This window comes from Streptosporangium vulgare, assembly GCF_042428775.1.
GTDB classification, from domain to species: domain Bacteria; phylum Actinomycetota; class Actinomycetes; order Streptosporangiales; family Streptosporangiaceae; genus Streptosporangium; species Streptosporangium vulgare.
In genome coordinates, this window is sequence record NZ_JBHMBS010000007.1 from 208,067 (window position 1) to 230,796 (window position 22,730).

Annotated in this window: 20 protein-coding genes and 1 riboswitch; of the genes, 16 read left to right on the top strand and 4 right to left on the bottom strand. The window is 71.7% G+C overall.

From position 1 onward, the window contains the following. The first annotated feature begins 24 nt into the window (after nt 1-24). Both ACFFRH_RS17270 and ACFFRH_RS17275 read left to right on the top strand, forming a co-directional pair. Nucleotides 25-948, top strand: a complete 924-nt coding sequence (locus tag ACFFRH_RS17270; RefSeq protein ID WP_386157680.1) for a carbohydrate kinase family protein — start codon at nt 25-27, stop codon at nt 946-948. Between the two features lie 106 nt (nt 949-1,054). Continuing rightward, entirely contained in the window at nt 1,055-2,278 is a 1,224-nt protein-coding gene (locus tag ACFFRH_RS17275; protein WP_386157683.1) for an aminotransferase class III-fold pyridoxal phosphate-dependent enzyme, read from the top strand. 204 nt (nt 2,279-2,482) lie between these two features. Here the strand turns inward: ACFFRH_RS17275 and ACFFRH_RS17280 are convergent, their stop codons facing one another. Beyond that, complete coding sequence (locus tag ACFFRH_RS17280; protein WP_344743383.1) at nt 2,483-3,574, bottom strand: GNAT family N-acetyltransferase; 1,092 nt, start codon at nt 3,572-3,574, stop codon at nt 2,483-2,485. Between the two features lie 266 nt (nt 3,575-3,840). Here ACFFRH_RS17280 and ACFFRH_RS17285 point away from each other — a divergent pair, with 266 nt between their 5' ends. The 10 genes from ACFFRH_RS17285 (at nt 3,841) to ACFFRH_RS17330 (ending at nt 15,974) form a co-directional block, all read left to right on the top strand. Beyond that, the gene (locus ACFFRH_RS17285) at nt 3,841-4,719 is read left to right on the top strand and encodes a tRNA (adenine-N1)-methyltransferase (protein WP_344743382.1); all 879 of its coding nucleotides are present in this window, start codon (nt 3,841-3,843) and stop codon (nt 4,717-4,719) included. A 205-nt stretch (nt 4,720-4,924) separates the two neighbouring features. Then, nucleotides 4,925-6,688: a proteasome ATPase gene (gene arc / locus ACFFRH_RS17290; RefSeq protein WP_344743381.1), complete on the top strand. Its 1,764-nt coding sequence runs from the start codon at nt 4,925-4,927 to the stop codon at nt 6,686-6,688. A gap of 204 nt (nt 6,689-6,892) precedes the next feature. Further along, a complete protein-coding gene (locus ACFFRH_RS17295) occupies nt 6,893-8,050 on the top strand; it encodes an acyltransferase family protein (protein WP_344743380.1) in 1,158 nt (385 codons plus the stop codon). Between the two features lie 87 nt (nt 8,051-8,137). After that, nucleotides 8,138-9,655, top strand: coding sequence for a depupylase/deamidase Dop (gene dop, locus ACFFRH_RS17300; protein ID WP_344743387.1), 1,518 nt, complete (start codon nt 8,138-8,140; stop codon nt 9,653-9,655). 154 nt (nt 9,656-9,809) lie between these two features. Then, a riboswitch (adenosylcobalamin (AdoCbl) riboswitch) is annotated at nt 9,810-9,943 on the top strand. 17 nt (nt 9,944-9,960) lie between these two features. Continuing rightward, entirely contained in the window at nt 9,961-10,155 is a 195-nt protein-coding gene (locus ACFFRH_RS17305) for a CbtB domain-containing protein (RefSeq protein ID WP_344743379.1), read from the top strand. A gap of 7 nt (nt 10,156-10,162) precedes the next feature. Beyond that, nucleotides 10,163-10,906: a CbtA family protein gene (locus ACFFRH_RS17310; protein WP_344743378.1), complete on the top strand. Its 744-nt coding sequence runs from the start codon at nt 10,163-10,165 to the stop codon at nt 10,904-10,906. Then, entirely contained in the window at nt 10,903-11,466 is a 564-nt protein-coding gene (locus ACFFRH_RS17315; RefSeq protein ID WP_344743377.1) for a histidine phosphatase family protein, read from the top strand. Before ACFFRH_RS17310 ends, ACFFRH_RS17315 begins: the two co-directional genes overlap by 4 nt. Beyond that, nucleotides 11,463-13,772, top strand: a complete 2,310-nt coding sequence (locus ACFFRH_RS17320; RefSeq protein WP_344743376.1) for a magnesium chelatase subunit D family protein — start codon at nt 11,463-11,465, stop codon at nt 13,770-13,772. Before ACFFRH_RS17315 ends, ACFFRH_RS17320 begins: the two co-directional genes overlap by 4 nt. A 217-nt stretch (nt 13,773-13,989) precedes the next feature. Further along, nucleotides 13,990-14,592: a cob(I)yrinic acid a,c-diamide adenosyltransferase gene (gene cobO, locus ACFFRH_RS17325; RefSeq protein WP_344743375.1), complete on the top strand. Its 603-nt coding sequence runs from the start codon at nt 13,990-13,992 to the stop codon at nt 14,590-14,592. After that, nucleotides 14,586-15,974 (top strand): cobyrinic acid a,c-diamide synthase CobB, encoded by a 1,389-nt coding sequence (locus tag ACFFRH_RS17330; RefSeq protein ID WP_386157693.1) that lies wholly within the window; start codon nt 14,586-14,588, stop codon nt 15,972-15,974. Before cobO ends, ACFFRH_RS17330 begins: the two co-directional genes overlap by 7 nt. Nucleotides 15,975-16,254: 280 nt before the next feature. Here ACFFRH_RS17330 and ACFFRH_RS17335 read toward each other — a convergent pair whose 3' ends face one another. From ACFFRH_RS17335 to ACFFRH_RS17345, 3 genes are all read right to left on the bottom strand, one after another. Beyond that, complete coding sequence (locus ACFFRH_RS17335; protein WP_344743374.1) at nt 16,255-17,094, bottom strand: serine/threonine-protein kinase; 840 nt, start codon at nt 17,092-17,094, stop codon at nt 16,255-16,257. A gap of 263 nt (nt 17,095-17,357) precedes the next feature. After that, nucleotides 17,358-18,152: a serine/threonine-protein kinase gene (locus ACFFRH_RS17340; RefSeq protein WP_344743373.1), complete on the bottom strand. Its 795-nt coding sequence runs from the start codon at nt 18,150-18,152 to the stop codon at nt 17,358-17,360. 233 nt (nt 18,153-18,385) lie between these two features. After that, nucleotides 18,386-18,790 (bottom strand): hypothetical protein, encoded by a 405-nt coding sequence (locus ACFFRH_RS17345; RefSeq protein ID WP_344743372.1) that lies wholly within the window; start codon nt 18,788-18,790, stop codon nt 18,386-18,388. 229 nt (nt 18,791-19,019) lie between these two features. Between ACFFRH_RS17345 and ACFFRH_RS17350 the strand changes: the two genes are divergently transcribed. The 4 genes from ACFFRH_RS17350 (at nt 19,020) to ACFFRH_RS17365 (ending at nt 22,672) form a co-directional block, all read left to right on the top strand. Further along, complete coding sequence (locus ACFFRH_RS17350) at nt 19,020-19,229, top strand: ubiquitin-like protein Pup (protein ID WP_329079325.1); 210 nt, start codon at nt 19,020-19,022, stop codon at nt 19,227-19,229. A gap of 945 nt (nt 19,230-20,174) precedes the next feature. After that, the gene (prcB, locus tag ACFFRH_RS17355; RefSeq protein ID WP_344745683.1) at nt 20,175-20,993 is read left to right on the top strand and encodes a proteasome subunit beta; all 819 of its coding nucleotides are present in this window, start codon (nt 20,175-20,177) and stop codon (nt 20,991-20,993) included. A 25-nt stretch (nt 20,994-21,018) separates the two neighbouring features. Beyond that, a complete protein-coding gene (gene prcA, locus ACFFRH_RS17360; RefSeq protein WP_344745678.1) occupies nt 21,019-21,822 on the top strand; it encodes a proteasome subunit alpha in 804 nt (267 codons plus the stop codon). A gap of 262 nt (nt 21,823-22,084) precedes the next feature. After that, the gene (locus tag ACFFRH_RS17365) at nt 22,085-22,672 is read left to right on the top strand and encodes a hypothetical protein (RefSeq protein ID WP_386157698.1); all 588 of its coding nucleotides are present in this window, start codon (nt 22,085-22,087) and stop codon (nt 22,670-22,672) included. Nucleotides 22,673-22,730 lie beyond the last annotated feature (58 nt).

Below are 22,730 nucleotides of genomic sequence, written 5' to 3' on the forward strand. Positions count from 1 at the left end.
GCTGAGACACGAGGAGGACTCACCATGACCGTCGTCACCCTCGGCGTGCACATCGTGGACGTGCTCGCCAGACCGGTGGAGTCGATCCCCGCCGGGCAGGACACCCATCTGCTGGAGCAGATCCGTGTCACCGCCGCGGGCGCCGCCGCCGCGACCGCCGTCGACCTGGCCGCGCTCGGCGTCCCGGTGGCCTCGGTGGGGGCGATCGGCGACGACGAGCTCGGAGACCTGCTCGTCATGATGATGGGGCGGCGCGGGGTGGACGTGAGCGGGATCGTCCGCAGGCCGGGGGAGCAGACCGCCGCCTCGATCCTGCCGATCCGTCCCGACGGCGGGCGCCCGTCCTTCCACGTCCCCGGCGCCAACCTGGGCCTGTCCACCGCCGACGTCGCCCGGGAGACCGTCCTCGGCGCGCGGGCCGTGCACCTGGGCGGCATGGACGTCACCTGGGGCCTGTACGACCCGGCGTTCTACGCGCTGCTGGACGAGGCGCGGGCGGCGGGCACGATCGTGACCATGGACCTGCTGTCCAACATGCCGGACCTCATGCAGGGGGTCCGCGCCTTCCTGCCGCACGTCGACTACCTCCTGCCCAACGAGGAGCAGGCGCTGCTGATGAGCGGCGCCACCGGGGTGGAGGAGGCCGCGTCGGCCCTGCTGGCCCTGATGCCGGAGGGGACCTCGGCCGTCCTGGTCACGCTCGGCGCGGACGGGAGCCTGATCGCCGACGCGGAGGGCCTCACCCGCGTGCCCGCCCTCGACGTGCCGGTGGTCGACACCACCGGGTGCGGCGACGCCTACTGCGCCGGGTTCGTCGCCGGTCTGGTCGACGGCCACGACGTGGCCGGCGCCGCGCGGCTCGGCACCGCGCTGGCCGCCCGCGTCGCCGGGGGCCTCGGCTCGGACGCGGGCCTGGACGGGGCGCGCGAGCTCCGGGACGAGAAGTGACCCCGCCGCCCGTACGACCCGCCCCCCGGGGCCGTACGGGCGGCGGGAGCGGCGCCGAACCGCCGGAACGCATCCAGACGTGAACCCAGACGTGAAAGGACGACGCATGTCCATCGACGCCAAACTCAGGGAGCGGGCCGCGAAGGTCGTCCCCGGCGGCATGTACGGCCATCTCAACGCGGCCCTGCACGGTCCCGCCTACCCGCAGTTCTTCGTCGGGGGCGAGGGCTGCCGCCAGCGCGACGCCGACGGGCGCGAGTACGTCGATCTCATGTGTTCCTGGGGGCCCGTGGTGCTCGGCCACCGCCACCCCGCCGTCGAGGGCGCCGTCGCGGCCCAGCTCGCCGCGGGCGACTGCCTCAACGGCCCCGGTCCCGTCTACGTGGAGCTCGCCGAGCTGCTGGTGGAGACCGTCCCGCAGGCCGACTGGGTGATGTTCTCCAAGAACGGCACCGACGCCACCACCCAGGCGCTGATGGTCGCCCGCGCCGCCACCGGCAGGACGAAGGTCCTCATGGCGCACGGCGCCTACCACGGGGCCGACCCGTGGTGCACGCCCAGCACGGCGGGGACCACCCCCAACGAGCGCGCGGACCTGGTCGAGTTCACCTACAACGACCTCGCCAGCGTCGAGGCCGCCGCGGCCCAGGCGGAGGGCGACGTCGCCGCGATCATCGTGACCCCGTTCAAGCACGACTCGTTCGAGGACCAGGAGCTCGTCGCCGCGGAGTTCGCCCGGGGGGTGCGGGCCCTCGCCGACCGGATCGGCGCCGCGCTGGTGATCGACGACGTGCGCGGGGGCTGGCGGATCGACCTGGGCGGCTCCTGGGAGCCCCTGGGAGTGCGCCCCGACCTGTACGCCTTCAGCAAGGCCATGGCCAACGGCCACCCGATCGCCGCCGTCACCGGGGTGGACTCCCTGCGCGGGCCCGCCCAGACGCTCTACTCCACCGGCTCCTTCTGGTTCAACGCCGCCCCGATGGCCGCGGCCAAGGCCACGATCGAGACGCTGCGCGCCGTCGACGGCATCGCCCTGATGGAGCGCGCGGGCACCCGCCTGCGCGAGGGCCTCGCCGCCCAGGCGGCCTCCCACGGCTTCACGGTCAACCAGACGGGGCCGGTGCAGATCCCGTGGCTCTCCTTCGAGGGCGACGCGACGCTCGACAAGGGCATGTTCTGGGCCGCGGCCTGCCTGGAGGAGGGGGTCTACCTCCACCCGTGGCACAACTGGTTCCTGTCGGCCGCCCACACCGACGCCGACATCGACCGGGCACTCCAGGGCACCGACGCCGCCTACGCCAAGCTCAGGGCCCGCTTCGGCGCCGACTGAGCCCCGGCCGGATACCGGACGCCAGGGGACGCCCGGCGGCCGGAGGCCGGGACGGACGGCCCGGCCGGGACGGCGGCGTACAGCGTACGGCTCCAGCCGGGAGGGCGAGCCGGTCAGGGCGGCGTACGGCCCCGGCCGGGACGGCGGTTCGTGCCGAGTTCGGCTCGTCGCGGAAGCGGCCCCGGCCGGGACGGCGGGGGGCGGCTAGTTCCGGGCGTCGCCCCGCAGGCGGTACCACTGCAGGTCGTCCAGGCGCGTGCCGCCGGGGCCGGGCAGCAGCCCGTGCAGCAGGGCCTCCCGGGTGAAGCCCGCCCGCTCCAGCACGCGGTGCGAGGCGATGTTGCCGGGCGAGGTGCCGGCGATGATCCGGGCCAGGGAGGTGTGCTCGAAGGCCCAGCCGACCAGCAGGTCCACCGCCCTGGCGGCGAAGCCCCTGCCCCGGAACTCCGGCAGCACGCTGTAGCCCGTCATGGCCTGCCCCAGCAGGGGGATCACCCCGCTGAGCTGGATGTCCCCGGCGAACGCGCCCGTCTCGGCGTCCAGGATCACGAGCTCGGCCCCCGTACCGGCGAGCCAGTTCGCGCCCGCGGTGCGGCACCGCTCCTCGACCTCCTCGAAGGTGGCGGTCTCGGAGGGGACGCTGTACCTCACGACGTCGGGCAGGTTCCGCAGGGCCAGGTAGTCGGCGGTGTCGGCGGCGGTGAGCGGCCGAAGCCGCACCATCCCGTCGGTCAGCGAGCCACCGGGGAGCCCCGGCAGGAGGGGCCTCACGCGCTCGCCGGAGTCGCCGGGCAGGCGCGCGAAGGCCACCAGGTCGCGGCGGGTGCCGTCACGCTGCTCCTCGGCCCCGCGCCGCACGCCCTCGCGGTGGAAACCGGCGGCCAGGGCGACCCGCTGGCTGGCCAGGTTCTCCACGCCGGCGAACAGCTCGACGCGCTTGACGCCGTGGCCGAACCCCCACCGGGTCAGCGCGGCGGCGGCGGCCGTGGCCACCCCGCGCCCCCGCGCCCACGGCGCGACCAGGTAGCCGATCTCGGTCATGCCACGGGGACGGGCCATGAGGCCCATGTTGCCCAGCCACTCGCCCGTCCCCGCGTCCGCGATCGCGAACGGGGCCCCTCCGCCCTGCCACTCCTGCCGGGTGTGCTCCAGGTACTGGAGCGCGTCGTCCAGGGTGTACGGCACGGGGATGAGGGGGAGGAAGCGGACGATCTCCGGGTCGGCGCAGGCCCGGACGATCGCCTCGGCGTCGGCCGGGGCGAGGGGCCTCAGGACGACGGGGCCGGCTGGAATCACATCTTGGGGAAACACACCCAACAGCTACCAGGTGCTGTCCCGGGGGGCGAGCCATTTTGCGGTGTTTTGCGGCTTCTTGTGGATCACCCGCAGCCGTCCGCACTCGTCCGCCCGTTTTGGCGCCCCGTCTTCGCGCCACGCGACCGCGTCCGTGGCGTCCGTGGCGTCCGTGGCGTCCGTGATGTCCTCGGCGTCCCCCGCTTCCTGGCCTCCCCGGCCTCCCCGGCCGTCCGAGGACACCGCCGCGCGCCGATAACCTTGCGGTCATGGGTTTTCGCAGGCATGGGCCGTTTCAGGCCGGGGATCAGGTTCAGCTCACCGACCCCAAGAACAAGCGCCACACGGTGACGCTGAAGGAAGACGGCGTGTTCCACACGCACAAGGGCGGAATCCCGCACAGTGAGCTGATCGGCCAGCCCGAGGGCTCGGTCGTGCGCTCGTCCGGCGGCACCCAGTATCTGGCGTTCAGGCACCTCCTCCAGGACTACACGCTCTCCATGCCGCGCGGCGCGGCGGTGATCTATCCCAAGGACTCGGCCCAGATCGTGGCGATGGCCGACATCTTCCCCGGCGCCCGGGTGGTGGAGGCGGGCGTCGGCTCCGGCGCGCTCACCTGCTTCCTGCTGCGCGCCGTCGGCGCCGAGGGCAGCCTCACCTCGTACGAGCGGCGCCAGGACTTCGCCGAGATCGCCACCAAGAACGTGGAGAAGTTCTACGGCGGCCCGATGAAGCAGTGGCGCCTGGTGGTCGGCGACTTCGCCGAGGATCTCGACGAGAGCGACGTCGACCGGATCATTCTGGACATGCTCGCCCCCTGGGAATGTGTGGACGCCGCGGCCCGCGCTCTCACCCCCGGCGGCGTGATCTGCTGTTATGTGGCGACCACGACTCAGCTGTCGCGTACGGTCGAAACTCTGCGGGAGCACGGGAGTTTCACCGAGCCCCATGCGTGGGAGACCCTGGTTCGTGACTGGCATGTCGAGGGACTGGCGGTGCGGCCCGACCACAGGATGGTCGGCCACACCGGGTTCCTGGTCACGGCCCGTCGCATGGCCGACGGGGTGACGCCACCACCTCGACGTAGACGTCCGGCGAAGGGGGCACATGGCGAGGAGTCCACGACTTCCACGTCTTCCGCCACATGATGACGATTCGGCCACGACGGTCCGTGAGGGCGTGACACGGAAGCAGACCTTCGTGTTCTTATACTTCTAGGACTAAAAGCACCAAAAAGGATTAATCATCACGCACTTAATGTAGTCATATGAACACCGCTCAGCCAGGTAAGGGACAGCCCTTAGATGGGTAGGGTTTTGAGTAGTCGGTCTCGACTGGGAAGGAGGTGACGCCGTGGCAGCTCGCGACGACGCTGAGGCTCGTGCCGCGCAGCGCGAACGGGAGGTCGCCGACCTCACAACACAGGTCTCCTTCCTGCAGGAGGAGATCACCGCGTTGCGTCGGAAGCTGACGGAGTCTCCCCGGCAGGCCAGGATTCTCGAAGAGCGTCTCCATGACGTGCAGGCGAACCTCGCGGCCGTAACCGGCCAGAACGAGCGTCTGGTGGCCACCCTCAAGGAGGCCAGGGACCAGATCGTCGCCTTGAAGGAGGAGGTAGACCGGCTGGCGCAACCGCCGTCCGGGTTCGGTGTGTTCCTCGAAACCAGAGAAGACGGCACGGTGGAGGTCTTCACCGGTGGCCGCAAACTCAGGGTGAACGTGAGTCCCGCGGTGGACGTCGAGGCGTTGAAGCGTGGCCAGGAGGTCATGCTCAACGAGGCGCTCAACGTGGTCGAGGCCCTCGGCTTCGAGGACCTGGGCGAGATCGTGATGCTCAAGGAGCTCCTCGAGGACGGCCAGCGCGCGCTGGTGATCTCGCACGCCGACGAGGAGCGGGTGGTGAAGCTCGCCGAGTCGCTGATGGACCAGCCGATCCGGGCGGGCGACTCCCTGCTGCTCGAGCCCCGCTCGGGCTACGTCTACGAGCGCATCCCCAAGTCCGAGGTCGAGGAGCTCGTCCTGGAGGAGGTGCCCGACATCTCCTACGAGGAGATCGGCGGGCTCATGCGGCAGATCGAGCAGATCCGGGACGCCATCGAGCTCCCGTACCTGCACGCCGACCTCTTCCGCGAGCACAAGCTCCGCCCGCCCAAGGGCGTCCTGCTCTACGGGCCGCCCGGCTGCGGCAAGACGCTCATCGCCAAGGCCGTCGCCAACTCCCTGGCCAAGCAGGTCGCGGAGAAGACCGGTCAGTCCGGCAAGAGCTTCTTCCTCAACATCAAGGGTCCCGAGCTTCTCAACAAGTACGTCGGCGAGACCGAGCGGCACATCCGCCTGGTCTTCCAGCGGGCTCGTGAGAAGGCCTCCGAGGGCACGCCGGTGATCGTGTTCTTCGACGAGATGGACTCGATCTTCCGGACCCGAGGCTCGGGCGTCTCCTCCGACGTGGAGAACACCATCGTTCCCCAGCTCCTGTCGGAGATCGACGGCGTCGAGGGCCTGGAGAACGTGATCGTGATCGGCGCCTCCAACCGCGAGGACATGATCGACCCGGCGATCCTGCGGCCCGGCCGCCTGGACGTCAAGATCAAGATCGAGCGGCCGGACGCCGAGGCGGCCAAGGACATCTTCTCCAAGTACCTCATCCCCGAGCTCCCGCTGCACGACGAGGACCTCTCCGAGCACGGCGCCAACCGGCAGGAGACCATCTCCGGCATGATCCAGCGGGTCGTCGAGCGGATGTACACCGAGAGCGAGGAGAACCGCTTCCTCGAGGTGACCTACGCCAACGGCGACAAGGAGGTCCTGTACTTCAAGGACTTCAACTCCGGCGCGATGATCCAGAACATCGTCGACCGCGGCAAGAAGATGGCGATCAAGCAGTTCCTGGAGACCGGCCAGAAGGGCCTGCGGATCCAGCACCTGCTGGCGGCCTGCGTGGACGAGTTCTCCGAGAACGAGGACCTGCCCAACACCACCAACCCCGACGACTGGGCCCGCATCTCCGGCAAGAAGGGCGAGCGGATCGTCTACATCCGCACCCTCGTGACGGGCAAGCAGGGCACCGAGGCCGGACGTTCCATCGACACGGTGGCCAACACCGGCCAGTACCTGTAACACGTGTGACCGGCGGCGCGGCTCCCCCGAGGGGAGCCGCGCCATCGGTGTTTCTTGCCGTTTTTAATCCCTTTTGTCGCGCGAATCCGTATCTCCTTTCACACCCGTCCCGAAAATGGACAGAAATGGACAGCCGTCACGGGAACCCGAATGATCGAGACGCCGTCCAAGTGGCGTGCGTGAACATTCCGGTCCGGCCGCCCGGTGAACGGCACGGGCTCCCGCGAGGCGCTTCGGGGAAGCGGCCGCCTCGCCGAGCTCGACCTCCTGCGCTTCCTCGCCGCCATCGCGGTGCTCGCCTTCCACTACTTCATCGCCTTCGCCTCGGTGTGGGGCGAGCGTCCGGCGGAGCTGTTCCCGGCGATCTCCACCGTCTCCGGGCTCGGCATCCTCGGCGTCGAGCTCTTCTTCATGATCAGCGGCTTCGTGATCCTGATGAGCATCTGGGGGCGGGGCCTGGGGGCGTTCGCCCTCTCCCGGCTGGTGCGGCTCTTTCCCGCCTACTGGGTCAGCGTGGCCGTCACCGCGGCCGTCTACGGGCTCACCGCCGCCACGGCCCTGGACCCCAAGCTCAGCCTCGGCGAGTACGGGATCAACCTCACGATGCTCCAGCGGGCCTTCGGCGTCTACGACGCCAACGGCGTCTACTGGTCGCTCTGGGTGGAGCTCCGCTTCTACGTGCTGATCTCGATCCTGGTGATCGTGGGGGTGACGCTCAACCGCTGTCTGGTCTTCATGGGCGTCTGGCTGCTGGCGGCCGGGTTCTTCACCGGGAGCGAGGAGGCCTGGGTCGACCTGGTGGTCATGCCCAAGTACGCGGCGTACTTCGTCGGCGGCATGGCGTTCTTCCTGATGACGAGGTTCGGCCCCCGGCTCGTCCTGTGGTGCCTCGCCGGGATCAGCGGTGGGCTGGCGGTCAGCGCGGCGCTCGACCGGGTGGCCGGGCGGATCGAGAACGTCGGCTACGCCGCGATGCCCGTGCCCGAGTGGGCCGTGGTCGCCACCGTGATCGGTTTCTACGTGCTCATGGCGATGGTGGCGCTCGGCTGGCTGGGGTGGCTGCGCTGGCGCGGCCTGGTCGTCCTGGGGGCGCTGACCTACCCGCTCTACCTGTTCCACACCCCGGCCGCCGTGCTGATCGTCCCCGCCCTGCGGGACACGCTGCCGCCCCCGCTGACCGCGCTGGTCACCGTGCTGGCCGCGATGGCGTTCTCCTATCTGGTGTACCGGCTCGCCGAGCGCCCGCTTCAGGAGTTCGTCAAGTCCAGGAGGCGGAGAAGCGCCGCATCCCCGTCCCCGTCACAGCTCCCCGCGCTCTCCTCGATCCCCCTCGCAACGGGCGAAAAGGCTTCGGTGCCATAACTGTCCGACCACCGGGCATAGTGAAGGGTCTAGGGTCGGGAATAGATACCACGGAGAGAATCAGTCCCGGACGAACAGAGGGTGCGCATGACGGTACGGCGGGTGATGGGCATCGAGACCGAATACGGCATCTCCGTGCCCGGACAGCCGGGGGCCAACGCGATGGTGACCTCCTCTCAGGTCGTGAACGCCTATCTGGCGGCCTCGGCCGCGAGGGCGCGGCGCGCGCGATGGGACTTCGAGGAGGAGAACCCGCTGCGGGACGCACGGGGGTTCGACCTCGCGCGGGAGGTGGCCGACCAGAGCCAGCTGACCGACGAGGACCTCGGCCTGGCAAACGTGATCCTCACCAACGGGGCCCGGCTGTACGTCGACCACGCCCACCCCGAATACTCCACGCCCGAGTGCACCAACCCCCGGGCGGCGGTGATCTGGGACAAGGCGGGCGAGCGGGTGATGCACGACGCGGCGGTCCGCGCCTCGGCGATGCCGGCCAACGCCCCGATCCAGCTCTACAAGAACAACACCGACAACAAGGGCGCCTCCTACGGCTGTCATGAGAACTACCTCATGCGCCGGGCCACCTCGTTCGCCGACATCGTCAGGCACCTGACGCCGTTCTTCGTCTCCCGGCAGGTCGTCACCGGCGCGGGCAAGGTCGGCATCGGCCAGGACTCCCGGGGCGAGGGTTTCCAGATCAGCCAGCGGGCCGACTTCTTCGAGGTCGAGGTGGGCCTGGAGACGACGCTCAAGCGGCCGATCATCAACACCCGGGACGAGCCCCACGCCGACCCGGAGAAGTACCGCCGCCTGCACGTCATCATCGGCGACGCCAACATGTCGGAGATCTCGACCTACCTGAAGCTGGGATCGACCGCGCTCGTCCTGGCCATGATCGAGGACAACTACTTCACCCGCGACCTCGCCGTGGACAACCCCGTCCAGGCCCTGCGCGCGGTCTCGCACGACCCCACGCTCAAGTACGAGATCTCCATGCGCGACGGCCGCAAGCTGACGGCGGTGCAGCTGCAGATGGAGTATCTGGAGCTCGCCCGCAAGTATGCCGAGGAACGCAGCGCCAACGGCATGGACGAGCCCACCAAGGACATCCTGGAGCGCTGGGAGTCGGTCCTCACCCGCCTGGCGGAGGACCCGATGCAGCTGTCCGGGGAGCTCGACTGGGTGGCCAAGCTGGAGCTCCTGGAGGGCTACCGCACCCGTGACGGCCTGCCCTGGTCGCACCCGCGCCTGCAGCTCGTCGACCTCCAGTACTCCGACATCCGACCGGACCGGGGGCTCTACAACCGGCTGGTCGCCCGGGGCCGCATGCAGCGCCTGGTCACCGAGGAAGAGGTCCAGCGGGCCATCGAGGTGCCGCCCAACGACACCCGGGCCTACTTCCGCGGCCGCTGCCTGAGCCAGTACAGCGAGTCGGTGGCCGCGGCCTCCTGGGACTCGGTCATCTTCGACATCCCCGGCCGCGAGTCGCTGCAGCGCGTCCCCACCCTTGAGCCGCTGCGCGGCACCAAGGCCCACGTGGGTGAGCTGTTCGACCGCTGCCGTACCGCCGCGGAGCTGGTGACGGCGCTGACCGGCGAGCAGTGACCTCCTGACAGCGACCTCCTGGCAGTGACCTCCTGAGAAGGGGGAGGTGGCCCGGCCGGGCCACCTCCCCCTTTCGGCGTGCCTGAACCCCCTGCCAGCCGGATCCCGGCAAACCGGACACCCGGATTGACGGGGGACGGAGAACCGGGGTACGTTCCGGGTGTTTTGTGGCGGTGCGAGGGAAATCCGGTGAGATTCCGGTGCGGTCGCGCCACTGTAACCGGCTCCACGGAGCCGGAAGCCAGGTCACACTCGGCCGCCACCGACCTACGAAAAGGGACGCGTAAATCCCGGAGGAGGTAGCCGTGAGCCAGATCTCGGCACCGCACGCCCAGCCCATCCCATGGCACTCGCTCACCCGCTGGCTGCTCGCCGTACCGGTGCTGCTGCTCCTCGCCTACCTGGTCACCTTCGACCAGGGAGCGATCTCCCAGGCGGGAAACTACCTGCACGAACTCATGCACGACGGGCGTCACCTGCTCGGCGTGCCGTGCCACTGAGCCACAGGTGATCACCAAACTCATCGTCCGGGGCCTCGTCGTCGGACTGCTCGCAGGGCTGCTCGCGGCCGTCTTCGCCTACACCGTCGGCGAACCGCGCATCGACCAGGCCATCGCGCTGGAGGAGGCGGCCGCCGCGGCCGCCGCCCCGGCCGAATCGCACGACGACACCGGGACCGCCGCCCACTCCCACGACGAGGAGGAGGCACTGGTCAGCAGGGACGGGCAGCGCTTCGGGCTCTTCCTCGCCCTCGGCCTGTACGGCCTGGCGGTCGGGGGCCTGTTCGCCCTCGTCTACGCGGCCGTACGCGGCCGGGCGGGACCCCGCTCGGAACCGGTGCTCGCGGTCACGCTCGCCGCCGCCGCGTTCACCTCCGTCGTTTTCATCCCTTTCGTGAAGTATCCCGCCAACCCGCCGGCCGTCGGTGATCCGGAGACCATCAACCAGCGCACCGTGCTCTACCTGGTCGCGGTGGTCATCGGGATCCTCGCCGTCGCCGCCGCGGTCGCCGCCTACCGCTACGCCTCGCGGAGCGAACCGTGGGTGCGCTGGCTGTCGGCGGGCGTCACCCTCCTCGTGCCCGTCGTCGCGGCCTGGATCCTCCTGCCGGAGATCTCGGAGGTGCCCCGGGGCTTCCCCGCCGATCTCCTGTGGGACTTCCGGGTCGCCTCCATAGGGACCCAGGTGGTCTTCTGGGCCGGTGTCGGCGCGCTGTTCGCCTTCGCCGCCCGCAGGCGCGGCCCGGTGTGACGACCCCCTCGGGGGTCACCCGCCTGCTCCTGGTCTGCCACGCCTCCACCTCGGCGACGGTACGGGCCGCGTTCCCGGGTGACGAACCACTCGACGAACGCGGCCTGCGCCGGGCCGAGGGGATGGCGCGGGACCTCGGCCCGGGGCCCGCGGCCTGCCCCTCCGAGCTGCGCTGCGTCCAGACGGCGGCGGCGCTCGGCCTGCGGGCCGAGCACGACCCGCTGCTGGCCGACTGCGACTACGGCCGCTGGAGCGGGATGACGCTCGGCGAGGTCGAGGCCGCCGAACCCGAGGCGCTCGCCTCCTGGCTCGGCGACCCCGGCGCGGCGCCGCACGGCGGGGAGCCGGTCACCGCGCTCCTCGCCCGGGTGTCCGGCTGGCTCGCCGTCCGGGCCCCCGGCAGGGCCGTCGCGGTCACCCACCCGGCGGTGATCCGCGCCGCGGTCGTCCACGCCCTCGGAGCCCCCGCCCAGGCCTTCTGGCGCGTCGACGTCGCGCCGCTGGCCCGCGTGACGCTCACCGGGCGCGGCGGCCGCTGGCGGCTCAGCTACCTCCCATGACGGTTCGGGCGCCCGGCGACCCTTTGACCCGACAAGACGGACAGGAGATCCCGAAGGTGCGTGACGCCCGCTATCCCTTCACCGCGATCGTGGGGCTGGAGGACCTGAAACTCGCGCTGATCCTCAACGCGGTCTCCCCCCGCGTCGGGGGAGTGCTGGTCAGGGGGGAGAAGGGCACCGCCAAGTCCACGATCGTGCGGGCGCTGGCCGCGCTTCTGCCACCCGTCGAGGTGGTGACCGGCTGCCGCTTCTCCTGCGACCCGGCCGCCCCCGACCCCGGCTGCCCGGACGGGCCGCACGAGGGCCGTACGGAACCCGGGGACCTGCCCGCCACCGTCCGGCCCGACGGAGCTCAGCCTGGTGAAACCCATCCCGACGGAGCTCAGCCTGGTGGAGCTCAGCCCGATGGGGCTCAGCTTGGCGTGGCTCGGTCCGCCGCCGTGCGGGACGGCGCCGCGCGGCCCGCCCGTCTGGTCGAGCTGCCCGTCGGCGCCTCCGAGGACCGCCTCGTCGGCTCCCTCGACATCGAGCGCGCCCTCACCGAGGGCGTGAAATCCTTCGAACCCGGCCTCCTGGCGAGCGCCCACCGGGGCGTCCTGTACGTGGACGAGGTCAACCTCCTCCACGACCACCTGGTGGACCTGCTGCTCGACGCCGCCGCCCTCGGCACCTGCTACGTCGAGCGCGAGGGGGTCTCGGTACGGCACGCCGCCCGGTTCCTGCTGGTCGGGACGATGAACCCCGAGGAGGGGGAGCTGCGCCCGCAGCTGCTCGACCGCTTCGGGCTGACCGTGGAGGTCCGGGCCTCGCGGGAACCGTCCCAGCGGGTGGACGTGGTACGGCGCCGCCTGGCCTTCGAGGCCGACCCCGACGCCTTCGCCGCCGCCTGGTCGGACGAGGAGAGGGCGCTGGCCGCGCGCATCGCCGGGGCGCGCGCCCGGGTCCCCCAGGTCGTCCTGCCGGACGCGGCACTGCTCAGGATCGCCACCGTCTGCGCGGGGTTCGAGGTGGACGGGCTCCGGGCCGACCTGGTCACCGCCGGTGCGGCGATCGCGCACGCCGCCTGGCAGGGCCGCACCACCGTCACCGCCGACGACGTGCGGGAGGCGGCCAGGCTCGCGCTCCCGCACCGCCGACGCCGCGACCCCTTCGACGCGCCGGGCCTGGACGAGTCCAGGCTCCAGGACCTCCTGGACCAGATCCCCGACGATCCCGAGGACCCGGAGGACCCGGACGACTTCGACGGTCCCGGGGGCGCCGACCCCGGCGACGGCCCGGACGGACCGGTGCCCGGCGGCGGCCCCGAGGACGGGGACGCCACCTCCGGCGACCCGGGCGATCCGGGCGTTCCCGGTGATCCTGGCGGAAGCGAGGATGGGGACGGCTCCCGGCCCGCTCTTCCGGACGTCCCGGGCGGTCCCGACCCCGGGACGCGGGAGCCCGCCGCCACCGCGGATCCCGGCGAGCCGCCGGAGAAGACCGGGGGAGTACCGGCCCGCGAGCAGGCCTTCGACGCCGAGCCCGGGGGCAGGACCAGGCTGTTCACCGTCCCGGGCGTCGGCGCGGGGGCCCCCGGGCGCCGGTCGCGCGCCAGGACGCCCCTGGGCCGTACCACGGGGGCCCGGGTCCCCGAGGGCCACCCCGGCTCCCTCCACCTGCGGGCCACCGTCGGCGCCGCGGCCCCGTACCAGGTCGCGCGGGGCAGGAGCGGGCCGGGACTGCTGCTGCGGCGCGGCGACCTCAGGGAGGCGGTCCGCGAGGGCCGCGAGGGCAACCTGGTGCTGTTCGTGGTGGACGCCAGCGGTTCCATGGCCGCGAGGCAGCGCATGCGGGCGGTCAAGACCGCGGTGCTCGGCCTGCTCCTCGACGCCTACCAGCGCCGCGACAAGGTCGGGCTCGTCACCTTCCGGGGCGCCCGCGCCGACCTGGTCCTGCCGCCGACCTCCTCCGTCGAGGCGGGCGCGGCCCGGTTGCGCGAGCTGCCCACCGGGGGGCGTACCCCGCTGGCCGCCGGTCTGCTGCGGGCCGCCGAGGTGCTGCGGGTCGAGCGCCTGCGCGACCCCTCCAGGCGTCCGCTGGTGGTCCTGGTCACCGACGGGCGGGCCACCTCGGGCACCGTCGAGGAGTCCCACCGCGCGGCGGGACTGCTGGCCGGGGTGGCGGGGGTGGTGGTCGACTGCGAGGGCGGCCACGTGCGCCTCGGCCTCGCCGCCTCGCTGGCGGCGCGGATGGGCGCGGAGACCGTACGCCTCGACGACCTCACCGACCTGGCCGGGATGGTCCGCGAGCGGCGCGGCGCCGCGTGAGCGCGATGGACCGGCCGGGACGGCGGGACGGTGAGGACGCCGCGCCGCGTGACCCTGAAAGGGCCGGTGAGGACGGCGGAACAGCGAGGACGGCGGGGCGCGGTGAGGACGCCGCGCAGCGTCGGGGTGCACGGCGGGCGGGGACACCGCGCCGCACGACATGAGCCGCACGACGGTGACACGACATGAGCCGCACGACAGTGAAGGGAGGGCGACGATGCCGCAGGGCAAACCCGTCAGCGTGCCCGAGGACGGCCTGACCACCAGGCAGCGCCGCACCCGGCCGCTGCTGATCGTCCACACGGGACCGGGCAAGGGCAAGTCCACCGCCGCCTTCGGCCTGGCCCTGCGCGCCTGGAACCAGGGCTGGCCGATCGGGGTCTTCCAGTTCGTGAAGTCCGCCAAGTGGCGCATCGGCGAGGAGCGGGCGCTGCGGGTGCTCGGAGACTCCGGCGAGGGCGGTCCGGTCTCCTGGCACAAGATGGGCGAGGGCTGGTCCTGGATCCAGCGCCCCGGCAGCGAGGAGGACCACGCCGCCGACGCCCGCGAGGGCTGGGAGCAGATCAAGCGCGACCTCGCCGCCGAGACGTTCCGCCTGTACGTGCTCGACGAGTTCACGTACCCGATGAAGTGGGGCTGGATCGACGTCGACGAGGTGGTCGAGACCCTGCGCGGGCGCCCCGGCGGCCAGCACGTCGTCGTCACCGGCCGTGACGCCGACCCCCGGCTGCTCGACGCCGCCGACCTGGTCACCGAGATGGGCAAGGTCAAGCACCCCATGGACGCCGGGCAGAAGGGTCAGAAGGGCATCGAATGGTAGCCCGGCTGGTCATCGCGGCCCCCGCCTCCGGAGCGGGCAAGACGACCGTGGCGACCGGTCTGATGGCCGCCCTCGCCCGCCGGGGCATGGCGGTCTCCCCGCACAAGGTGGGGCCCGACTACATCGACCCCAGCTACCACGCCATGGCCACCGGCCGCCCGGGGCGCAACCTCGACCCCTGGCTGGTGGGGGAGGAGCTCGTCGCCCCGCTGTTCCTGCACGGCGCGGCCGGGGCGGACATCGCGGTCGTGGAGGGCGTGATGGGCCTGTACGACGGCGCGGGCTCCACCGAGTTCGCCTCCACCGCGCACGTCGCCAGGCTGCTCGGCGCCCCGGTGGTCCTGGTCGTGGACGCGGCCAAGCAGAGCCGCTCCGTGGCGGCGCTGGTGCACGGTTTCGCCTCCTACGACACCCGGATCAGGCTCGGCGGGGTGATCCTCAACCGGATCGGCTCCGAGCGGCACGAGGCGATCTGCCGCGAGGCGCTCGCCGAGAGCGGCGTCCCGGTGCTCGGCGCGATCCGCCGCAGCGACGCCGTCGCCACCCCCTCCAGGCACCTGGGCCTGGTCCCCGCCGCCGAGCGCCGCACCCAGGCGGGGCGGGCCATGGACGCCGTCGCGGACCTGGTCGCCGCCTCCTGCGACCTGGAGGGACTCCTGCGCCTGGCCCGTACCGCGCCGTCGTTGCCGGCCGTCCCGTGGAGCCCCGGACCGCCCGCCGCTCCCGTCACGAGGATCGCGGTCGCCGGAGGGCAGGCCTTCACCTTCGGCTACACCGAGCAGGCCGAGCTGCTGGCGGCGGCGGGCGCCGAGGTCGTCCCCTTCGACCCGCTCGTCGACGAGGCCCTCCCCGAGGGGGCTCGCGGGATCGTCATCGGGGGCGGTTTCCCCGAGGTCTACGCGGCCGAGCTGTCGGCCAACGAGCCGCTGCGCGAGCGGGTCGCCGCGTTCGACGGGCCGATCTCGGCCGAGTGCGCGGGCCTGCTGTACCTCGCCAGGAGTCTGGACGGCAGGCCGATGTGCGGGGTCCTCGACGTCGAGGCCAGGATGACCGGCACCCTCACCCTCGGCTACCGGGACGCGGTGGCCGTCCGCGACTCGCCGCTCACCAGGGACGGGGAGCGTTACCGGGGGCACGAGTTCCACCGCACCGCGGTCGAGCCCGCCCCCGACCGGCCGCTGTTCCGCTGGCGTGGCGGCGCCGACGGGTTCGCCGACGGCCGGGTCACCGCCTCCTACCTGCACCTGCACTGGGCCGGCAGCCCCCGGCTGGCCTCCAGGTTCGTCGAGGCCTGCCGCCGCGTCCCGGTCGTCCGGCCTCTCCCGATCCGAATCCCGGCCAGGACCGGCTTGAATGGGCCCGAGCTGTTTCGTGATGGTTAGGGAAGATCAAGAAATGTCGATATTCGACCTTTTTGTGGTTTTTTGAGTGCCGCTTGTTCTGATCAATCCTGTCCGTTCGGGAAAACGCCTCCGGCCTGGCCGTCGCGGAACCCCCGGCCTTCCCGGACACGTTCGCCTCGCGGGGTTTGGGCCCGGGCCACGGGAGAAAAGCGGAAGGACGGCCGTCCCCATTCCGAATGGCCGGCCGAAGATCGTACGAGATCCCGCGGGGTGCCGGGTGAAGGTCCCGTGGGGTGCCGGGTGAGGGGCCTGCGGGGTTTCAGGCGAAGGCGTCCGGCGGCAGCCGGGCGGCGGGCAGCCGCGGCGGGGCGAGGGCGACCCCCTCCGTGTGGAGGATCGCCGACAGCATGCGGCCCGCCTGCCCCATGCTGATGCGGGCCGCCGGGTCGCGCCGGAGCAGGCCCTCCAGCACGGGCCACAGCACTCCCGCCCGAGCCACCTGCTCCTGGTGCCCGCCGCCCATGGGGTCACGCGGCGCCGGCGTACGGGAGAGGGGGCGCGGCGGCCGGCCCTCCACCGCGAAGTACAGGCTCGCCCCGAACGACCACAGATCGCCCGCGGGGGTCGGCGGCCCGCCCCGCAGCCGCTCCGGCGCGACGAAGGTGGGAACGTGGACGGTCGGCACGGTCGCGGAGGCGTCCGGATCGCCGTGCAGTGCCGCGATGCCGAAGTCGGCCAGCACCACCCGGTCGCCGGTCAGCAGGATGTTGCGCGGGTTGATGTCCCGGTGCAGGACGCCCGCCCCGTGCGCGTGACGCAGCCCGCCCAGCAGCTGGAAGCCGATCCACGCCGCCCAGTGGACCGGCAGGCGGCCCAGGTGCCGTACGGTCTCCTTGAGCGTGAGGGCCTCCAGCAGCTCCATGACGATCCAGAGCCGCCCGTCCTCCTCCAGGAGGTCGTGCACGGAGATCACCGCCGGGTGGTTCAGCCTCCCGGCCGAGCGTGCCTCGCGCAGTGCCCGTCGCCGCGCGTCGTGCATGTCCGCCCCGTCCTCGCCGAACCGGGGCTGGATCTCCTTGATCGCCACGTTCCGCCTGAGCAGGGAATCGTGGGCCCGCCACACCGTGCCCACGCCGTCCCGCCCGATCGGCGAGGCCAAGTGATAACGATCACCTAGTAAACGTGCCTTTCCCGCATCTGTTCCCATGAATCACCTGTTGCACGATAGAAGCCGGGCCCCTCAGCTGATTCATATTTTCACCTGAAACAGTGCACTATGTGATTACCGACGGTGATTCTCTGTAACGATTCAGACGCATCGGCACGGTGGAATTTTGTTCCATGTCCGTAAAGCCTGATTGTGGAATCAGGAAGACGCCCCGGGGGGCGGCGAAAGCGTTTCGGAAACGCTCGCGAACGGTCTCAGGCCGCGCTGAAACAGCGCACGTCCTCCAGCATCTTCGAGGTCCGCTCGGCGCTCAGCCGCGCCCGCGGATCCTTGCGCAGCAACCCCCGCAGCACCGGCTCCAGGGCGCCCGCCCGCTTCGGCGCGCGCGGTGGCTCGCGCAGCGCCGCCACCAGCGCCGCCATCGAGTTCACCGTACGGAACGGGGTCCTGCCCTCCACCGCCATGTACAGCGTCGCGCCGAACGACCACATGTCCGCCTCGCGGGTGCCGCCCCTGCCCTGCAGCGCCTCCGGCGCGATGAACGCCGGGGTGCCCCGCGTCGAGGTCGTCGCCGCGCCCTCCGGGGCGGCGAAGCCGAAGTCGGCCAGCACCACCCGGTCGCCGGTCAGCATGATGTTGGCGGGCTTGATGTCACGGTGGATCACCCCGCCGTCGTGCGCGTGCCGCAACGCCTCCAGCAGGCGGCACCCCATCGCCGCCACCAGGTCCACCGGGAGCGGGCCCGCCTGCACGAGCGTGTCGTGCAGCGTCAGCGCCTCCAGGAACTCCATGACGATCCAGAGGCGCTCGGCCTCCTCGGTGAGGTTGTGCACCGTCACGATGCCCCGGTGGCTCAGCCGCGCCGCCATGCGCGCCTCTCTCACCACCCGCCGCCGCTGCTCGGCCGCGGCGGCCCCCGGTGGCAGGAGTATCTCCTTGAGGGCCACCTCTCGCTCCAGAAGCAGGTCGTATGCGCGCCAGACGACGCCGGTCGCCCCCTGGCCGACGCGTGAGACGAGCTTGTATCTGCGCGCGATGATGGTGCTCACCTCCCAATGATCGCAGTTTCCAGCCCCGAAGGCCTACCTGGAACGTTCCTTATCTCTCCAGGAGTGTCGGATCTGCCCGGATTCCGCGGGTGACGATGCTCACACGGGGGCGTACGGGCTCGTGGGGCTCGTGCGCGCCCCGGGCGAGGCCCGGCCGAGGCCCGGCCGAGGTCCGGCCGAGGCCCGGGGAGGCCCGGGAAGACCCGGGGGAGCCTCGCGGGGCGCGCGGAGGCTCACAGGAGGCCGACGCCGAGCAGCAGCGTGCCCGCGCCCAGTGACACCCCGCCCGCCGGGACCAGCCAGATCAGTCTGTTCGGCTTCGTGTCGGAGGGGCGCACCACGGACAGGAAGAAACCCAGCGGCATCAGGATGGGCGCCGCCACGATCAGGATCCGGGACAGGTCCTTCAGGCCGCCGGACAGGTCCGCCTGGTCGATGTAGAGCAACGCGACGAGCGCGAAGAGCACCAGGACGCCCGCGTGCGCGTGCCCGGCCCGCCACAGGCCGCGCCGCACCGGATTGTCCAGGTAGCCGGGGATGCCGCGCATGATGTGCCCGAGCAGGGAGACCCCGCCGAAGGCCACGGCGGGCACGGTGATGAGGAGTATTCCCGCGGTGTTCAGCGACGACGGTGACATGGGAGGGCCTCTCGTTGGATAGTGGAGCTAGCCAATTATTGGATAGGGTGGCTATCCAGTCAAGCGGGTGCGGATTTGCCTTGGGGTCCCGGGGAGGGTTCCCTGGCGGGTAGGACCTCGGCACGGCCCGTACGGGCTCCCGTAAAGATCGCGGGACGATCCGCGCGCAATGTCGCCCGGTTCGGGGAAGATATGAATCAGATCCGTCCCCCAGGTGGAGGTGCCACACATGGCAAGCAAGGACACCGGCGGCCAGAAGCAGACCGGCCGTACCGACAAGGAGGTCGAGGAGACCGCTCCGGCGGAAACCTCCGACGTCCAGGAGCGTCACGAGAAGCTCTCCGATGACGTCGACGCGATCCTCGACGAGATCGACGAGGTCCTTGAGGAGAACGCCGAGGAGTTCGTGAGGAGTTACGTGCAGAAGGGCGGACAGTAGGTCCGCCCGGTGGAATCCAGGGTCGGGGGTGAGGGCGGGCCCGGCGAGCAGCCGGAGGATCCGTCCTGACCGCGGCCCGGCCCGGCAGCCGCCGGGCCCGGCGGGCGGGTGACGTACGGCCGTCCCCGCCGGGAGCGCCTTTCCGGTCGTTCCGCCGCCGAGCGCCGTGAGCACGTCGAGCCGATCAGGGGAGGCCCCTCCGGGAACGGTTCCCGGAGGGAATGAGAACCGTCCGGAGTGTGTGGCGGGAAGGCGCGGGCCGGGTCGGCCGCGACCGTTCCCGATCCGGCGGGCCGGTCGTTTCCCGCCGGCTCCGCCACCTCCGCCATCTCTGTCGCCCTGGCCATCCCTGTCACCCGGGGCATCTCTCCCCCGTCGCCCCCGTCGCCCCCGTCGTCCCCGGTCGTCTCGGTGGCGAGGCCCGACATGGTGAGGAACCGTGAGCGCAGGCTCCCCGCGACGCCCATCCGCGGGCGCCGTCCCCGCGTCTTTCGCGGGCACCGTCCCCCGCGTCCCCCATGTCCCTCCCGCGTCCCCCCGCGTCCCCCCGTGTCTCCTCGTGTCTCCTCGTGTCTCCTCGTGACGCCGCCCGCGCCCCTTCGCGGGTCCCGTGAGCGCCGTCCGCGCCTCCTTCTCGGGTGTCCCGTGCCCGTCCCCTTTCGCGGGCGCGCTCCCGTCCGACCCCGCCGACGGGTAGGCCGAGAGCGGCGTCGCCTTCGCGGTATCCGTCGCGTTCGTCGTATTTGTCGTGTTCGGTGGTATCCGTGACGGATCCGGCGGCCGGTGCCGATCATCCGCAAAGATTCAAAAGCCCGGCGCGGGGGGTTCGCGCTGAGCTGATCCAGGGAAGTGCAAGCAGCACGGCAAGATGAGTAAGGTCGGGCCTTAAAGGACTGCACCTTTGGAGGGAGTCGCGTGGGATCTCACAGGGACCTGCCCGCCGGCATGGTGAATCACATCTTTACCGACACCGGGAGCTCCTCGTTCACCGAGTTCGTCAGGTCCCATTCGCCGGACTTGCTGCCTGGCCGTAACGAGGCTTTGGCGACTCCGGTGGGCGACCAGATCCCGCACGCCACCACGATCGTCGCGGCGATGTGCGCCGGTGGCGTGGTGATCGCGGGCGACCGCCGGGCGACCTCCGGCAACATCATCTCCCAGCGTGACATGGAGAAGGTGTTCCGCACCGACGACCACTCCGGCATGGGCATCGCCGGGGCGGCGAGCACCGGCATCGAGATGGCCCGCCTCTACCGGGTGGAGCTCGAACACTACGAGAAGCGCGAGGGCCGCACGCTCTCGGTGACCGGCAAGGCCAACCGGCTCGCCACGATGATCCGCGGCAACCTGCCGATGGCGATGCAGGGACTCGTGGTCGTCCCGCTCTTCGCCGCCTACGACCCCGACGTCGACGGCGGCCGCATCTTCAGCTACGACGTGGGCGGCGGCCCCTACGAGCAGCGCCAGCACCACGCCATCGGGTCGGGCTCGATCTTCGCGCGGGGCGCTCTGAAGAAGCTCTACCGCGAGGGCGCCTCACCCGAGGACACCGTGCTGACGCTGATCCAGGCCCTCTACGACGCGGCCGACGACGACTCGGCGACCGGCGGGCCGGACGTGATCCGCAAGATCTGGCCCGTCGTCGCGGTGATCACCGCCGACGGATACCGCCGCCTCCCCGACGAGGAGGTCGGAGAGCTCGTCCGGGTCGCGGTCGAGTCCCGGGCGGACCGCCCCGACGGCCCCGTCGCCCCGCTGCGCTAACACGAGAGGATCACCCCAGGTGTCCATGCCTTTTGGATATGTCTCGCCCGAGCAGCAGATGCGGGACAAGGCGGACTACGCGCGCAAGGGGATCGCGCGGGGCCGTAGTGTCGTCGTCCTGCAGTACGTGGACGGCATCCTGTTCGTCGCGCCCAACCCGTCCCGGGCCCTGCACAAGATCAGCGAGATCTACGACAAGATCGGTTTCGCCGCGGTCGGCCGCTACAACGAGTTCGAGGCCCTGCGCCTCGGTGGCATCCGATACGCCGACATCAACGGCTACACCTACGCCCGCGACGACGTCACCGCCCGGGGCCTGGCCAACCTCTACGCCCAGAACCTCGGCCAGATCTTCACCGAGTCGCTGAAGCCGTTCGAGGTGGAGATCGTGGTCGCCGAGGTCGGCGACTCCTCCGACGAGGACCACATCTACCGGCTCACCTTCGACGGCTCGGTCTTCGACGAGGCGGGCCTGGTGGCGATGGGCGGCCAGGCCGAGGCGGTGGCGGGCCGTCTCAAGGAGCGCTACCACGACGGCCTGTCGCTGGCCGAGGCGCTGGAGGCGGCGCTGTTCGCGCTGACCGAGCCGGGAGGCGAGCGCTTCCCGGCGGGCCAGCTGGAGGTGGCGGTGCTCGACCGTAACCGGCCGCACCGCAAGTTCCTGCGGCTCAACGGCCCCAGGCTGGAGCGGCTGCTGGCCGAGGGGGCCCCCGCGGCCGAGTCGGCCGCCCAGGCGGCCAGGGACGAGAACCCCCTCTCCGCGCCCGAGACGCCCGGCGCCCCGCCGACCGCGCCCGACGGTGACATCGACACCGGATCCAGCGGCTGACCACTCCCGCCGACGACACGGAGCGCCGCCCCCGCCCGGGGGCCGGCGCTCCGCTGTGTCCTGGATCACACTCTCTCGGGACAACCGACAGCGTCCAGTGGCGGTCACAGCCTGTGTGAAGAACGCCATCCCGCGCGCCTGGACCAGGCTCGTTCCCCCCTTGACCGCTCCCGCCGCCCCATCCGGGGCCGTATCGCGAAGGACCGCCACGCCCGGGGCCGCCCCGCGGACGACCGGCCCCGCGCTCGCCCTCCTGACGGCCGTGGCACTGGTGTCCGGCTGCGCCGCGGAGACCACCTCCGCCGCCCCGCCTCCCTCCGCGTCCGCCCCCTCGGACTCCTCGGCGGGCACGCCGGACGCCGCCGCGGAGACCACCCCGGCCGCCGCGCCCGCCGCCACCCCCGAGCTCTTCGGTACGGAGTTCCAGGCCGCTCCCGAGCACGACTGGAGCAAGGGGCGTCCGCCGCCCTTCGAGGGCGTCCTGCGTGGCTGGCTCACCGACGTGGACGACAACGGGGTGGCCGAGTACCGGCCGATCCGCTTCGTCCAGAACGGCGGCGAGGACGGCCACTTCGACGGCCCCGAGGAAGGCGACGTGGTCCGCTATCTCGCGCCCATCGCCGAGGACGTGCGCTTCCTCGCCGACAGCGGCTGCGAGGGCACGACGCAGACCTACGACAGGGCCACCAACCTCGGCACCGAGAGCTGCACCCGCCAGACGCTGATCGACAACGTCAGGGAGGCGGCCTCCCTGACCGGCGTGGAGGGCCTCCACCGGCCGGCCCTGATCACCACCGAGAACGGCAGGATCACCAAGGTTGTCGAGATCTTCTGGCAGGGCGGAGGCTGACCGGGACCGCCGATCCGGCGCCTCCGCGCCACCCTCGCCCGGCGGCGAGCCGGGCGCG